This window comes from Lysinibacillus telephonicus (genome assembly GCF_003966145.1).
Classification (GTDB): domain Bacteria; phylum Bacillota; class Bacilli; order Bacillales_A; family Planococcaceae; genus Ureibacillus; species Ureibacillus telephonicus.
This window is the reverse complement of the sequence record NZ_RXNR01000127.1, coordinates 1-3,487: the sequence shown is the minus strand read 5'-3', so window position 1 is coordinate 3,487 and position 3,487 is coordinate 1. Positions and strand designations below refer to the sequence as shown.

The window sequence follows — 3,487 nt, the reverse complement described above, 5'->3', positions numbered from 1 at the left end:
CGACACTTTAACAGTAGAATGACTTGGGGTGGCTGGCAAGTCTATTTTTTTGCACTAAAAAAGTGCTAGACTCTGTACAAATTCTTTGCACAAGTCTGCACTTTTATTTTGCAATAAACATCATTACCATTATGAACCGAAGGTACTTATTTTCATGCCAGGGTTGGGTGTAAAAAACTCATGATTGTTTATTTATTGTGATATGTGGCACCGTGTTATCCTTTTATAGTTATTTAGAAAGTTTAAAGTATTTAACAGCCTCAGAAACAAGTTTGTTAGCTTGTGCTGAACCGCTATCAGCAGCTCTCACTGCAGTATTATTTTTAGGGGTATCCTTTGGCTGGGTTGATTGGCTTGGTACAGTGTTTATTTTATTAACCATTGTTTTACTGTCAAGGAATAGGGGATAGTACCGTACAATAATTTCAGAAATAAAAAAAGGGAGTGTCTATCTTGAAGAATTTCAAGATACTTCCTCTATATCAATTATTAATGAGAATTTTAAGAGCATAATCTCCTCGAAAAAGAAAAAGCCGTTCCAAATGACTTTTGGACGGCTTCTTGATTATTTTAGTGAGAAACATCATGTACTGAAATACCAGTTTGAGCTTTAACATCAACTTCGCGATATTTCGCTTCATCAGTTTCTTTAGATAATAGTGTACCAATCAAACCACCTATGAATCCAAGTGGAACAGATACAATGGCAGGGTTAGTTAAGAAAATTAATGGTTCCCCAACAAAGATTGCTTTACCAGCTTCTGGATTCCAAACGTTCGGAGAGATTGCCACAAGTATTAGTGCTGAAATTAAACCTGTAAGCATTGCTGCTACTGCACCAGTAGTATTGAAACGCTTCCAGTAAATTGTATAAATAATTACTGGTAAGTTTGAAGAGGCAGCGATACAGAACGCTAATGATACTAAAAACGCTACGTTTAAACTTTGAGCTCCTAATGCTAAAACGATTGATATAACTGAAATAATAATTGATCCTACACGTGCAGCAACAACTTGTTCTTTTTCAGTTACATTACCTTTTTTAATAATTTGACCATAAATATCATGTGATAATGCTGAAGCACCAGAAAGTACAAGTCCTGCCACTACGGCTAAAATCGTTGCAAAAGCAACCGCACAAACGAAGGAGAATAAAACATCTCCACCTAAAGCTTGCGCAAGAAGTGGGGCAGCCATGTTACCTGCAGCATTTGCTTCTATAATAGTTTCTTTACCTACAAAAGCAGCAGCACCGAATCCTAAGAAGATAGTTAATACATAGAATATACCTACAATCCAAGTAGCCCAAATAACAGATGAACGTGCTGTTTGTGCGTCTTTAACAGTAAAGAAGCGCATTAAAATATGTGGAAGTCCAGCAGTCCCTAGTACTAAGGCAATCAACATTGAAATTGTATCAATACCATTTGTATATTTTAATCCTGGGTTTAAATAAGCTTGACCAGCATCAGTTGCTGTTGTCATATGTGAGAACATAGTTAAAATATTGAAATTAAATTTAGCTAATACTAAGAATGAAATAATTACTGTACCAAGCATCAATAAACAAGCTTTAATAATTTGAACCCAAGAAGTTGCAGTCATTCCACCGAAAAGAACATAGATTGTCATCATGAAACCTACAAGAAGTACTGCAATCCAATAATCAATACCTAATAATAGTTGAATAAGTGCACCTGCACCAACAAGTTGTGCAATCATGTAAAATAATACGATAACAATTGAACTTAATGCAGCAGTTCCACGGACTTTCTTAGCGTCAAAACGTGCAGAAATCATATCCGCTAAAGTAAATTTACCAAGGTTACGTAATGGCTCTGCAACAATGTATAAAACCACTAAGTAAGCTACTAAATATCCTAGAGAGAAGAAGAATCCATCAAATCCTGTTAATGCGATAGATCCAGCAATACCTAGGAAAGAGGCAGCTGATAAATAGTCACCCGAAATAGCTAGTCCATTTTGCCAACCTTTTAAACCACCACCAGCAGTATAGAAGTCGGTTGCAGTACTCGTTCTTCTAGAAGCCCACCAAGTAATAGCCAGTGTTAAACCTACAATTGCCAAGAACATAACAACAGCAGTAATACTCATTAATTAACACCTCTTTCGTATTCATCGATAATCGCTTTTGCTTCTTTATCGTATGAATTTGCTTTTGATACATAAAGGTGAGCAAGACCCCAAGTCATAATAAATAGACCTGCAGAGTAGATCCATACCCAAGTAATTTCACCAATTGCTTTTTGGTGCAAAATTTGAGTATACGAAGTTAGAACAGGAAGTAACAAATAAGCAATAAGGAAAATAGCTGTTAGTGACCATAAAAAAGTATTTTTCCTCTTTGATAGCTGTTTGAACGATTCCATCTCCGCGATTTTGTCATAATCAATATTCGGTTGTTGATTATTCGCCATAAACATACCCCCATTTTCTGTTTAAATTTACTGCTTAATGATTGCAAAATTCTATTTTAATAGATTTTACAATTTTCATTTTATTTAAGCGTTCACAAAATTGCAATACTTTTTCTACAAATTATTCGAAAAAATATTTTTAAAAAATTAGATTAATAGAGAAATTATTTTAAAAAACGATTAAATAAGTGATTTTTTAACTAATCAGTATAACAATCAGCATATTACCAAAAGAGAAAATATGGACATAATTGATGGTTGACATACCTAAAACGCTTTAAGAAGGAAGATATTTACTGAAGGGATTTGGAATGGAAACTATATTGTAATAAATAAATTGGAATTTATATGAAATCGATTAGAAATGAAATTAGTTGGAGTAAATAATATTGCTACAGTGAAAAAAGATGAATTATGAAGTCCAGGACGATTTTTGGAATCTATTAAACGCTGCAAAAAAATAGAGTTGAAATATAATGTAAATTTAGATGAAAAAATAAGATATTAAGTTGATTTTCAGTTTCTGTCTCACTATTTGAAGTATACTTTTGAAACGAGACTCAACTTCATATAATTTATATTATGTAAACTAGAAAAATTTCAAATAGACCAATAACTAATCACTTATCTTCCCATAATAATTTTTAAATATTTTCAAATTGCAATGATTTAAGAAATTATTCAATTAATTTTAATTGAGGATTCCTGATTAATTTAGCGAGCACTCTTTTAAATCTTATATTGTTTAACCATTTAACAAGTGCATTTGCTTCATAATTAGTGTAAATTCTTTTCCCTTTTCTAAAGCCCAATATTCTGTATTCTTTTCTTCATCAAAAATCCACTCTATAGTCCCACTGAACACAGTTTATCTACCTACTTTGGATGAACAAGAAATATCTTGAATAAAATTCGTCACCAAAGTCGTTTGTATTTCGCAAGTAAAAATTGAGCCATTTATTAATTAAAAACTGAGCCACTTAAACCTGACTATTTTCCAACCATTCCTTTGTGTCTAATATTCGATAAGATGGTCCTACCATGTCTAC

At 32.8% G+C, this 3,487-nt stretch carries 2 protein-coding genes and 1 pseudogene; 1 reads left to right on the top strand and 2 read right to left on the bottom strand.

Translation table 11 applies throughout. The features are described from left to right. Positions 1-188: 188 nt before the first annotated feature. A pseudogene (locus EKG35_RS20340) lies at positions 189-410 on the top strand (EamA family transporter); the annotation flags it as partial. A 160-nt stretch (positions 411-570) separates the two neighbouring features. Here the strand turns inward: EKG35_RS20340 and EKG35_RS20335 are convergent. Further along, positions 571-2,115, bottom strand: a complete 1,545-nt coding sequence (locus EKG35_RS20335; protein ID WP_126296373.1) for a solute symporter family protein — start codon at positions 2,113-2,115, stop codon at positions 571-573. Next, positions 2,115-2,438 (bottom strand): DUF485 domain-containing protein, encoded by a 324-nt coding sequence (locus EKG35_RS20330; RefSeq protein ID WP_126296372.1) that lies wholly within the window; start codon positions 2,436-2,438, stop codon positions 2,115-2,117. The genes EKG35_RS20335 and EKG35_RS20330 overlap by 1 nt, the downstream gene beginning before the upstream one ends. Positions 2,439-3,487 lie beyond the last annotated feature (1,049 nt).

Excerpts from the sequence above, each read along its gene's own strand:
- EKG35_RS20335 (WP_126296373.1), bottom strand. The coding sequence starts at position 2,115 with ATGAGTATTACTGCTGTTGTTATGTTCTTGGCAATTGTAGGTTTAACA.
- EKG35_RS20330 (WP_126296372.1), bottom strand. The coding sequence starts at position 2,438 with ATGGCGAATAATCAACAACCGAATATTGATTATGACAAAATCGCGGAG.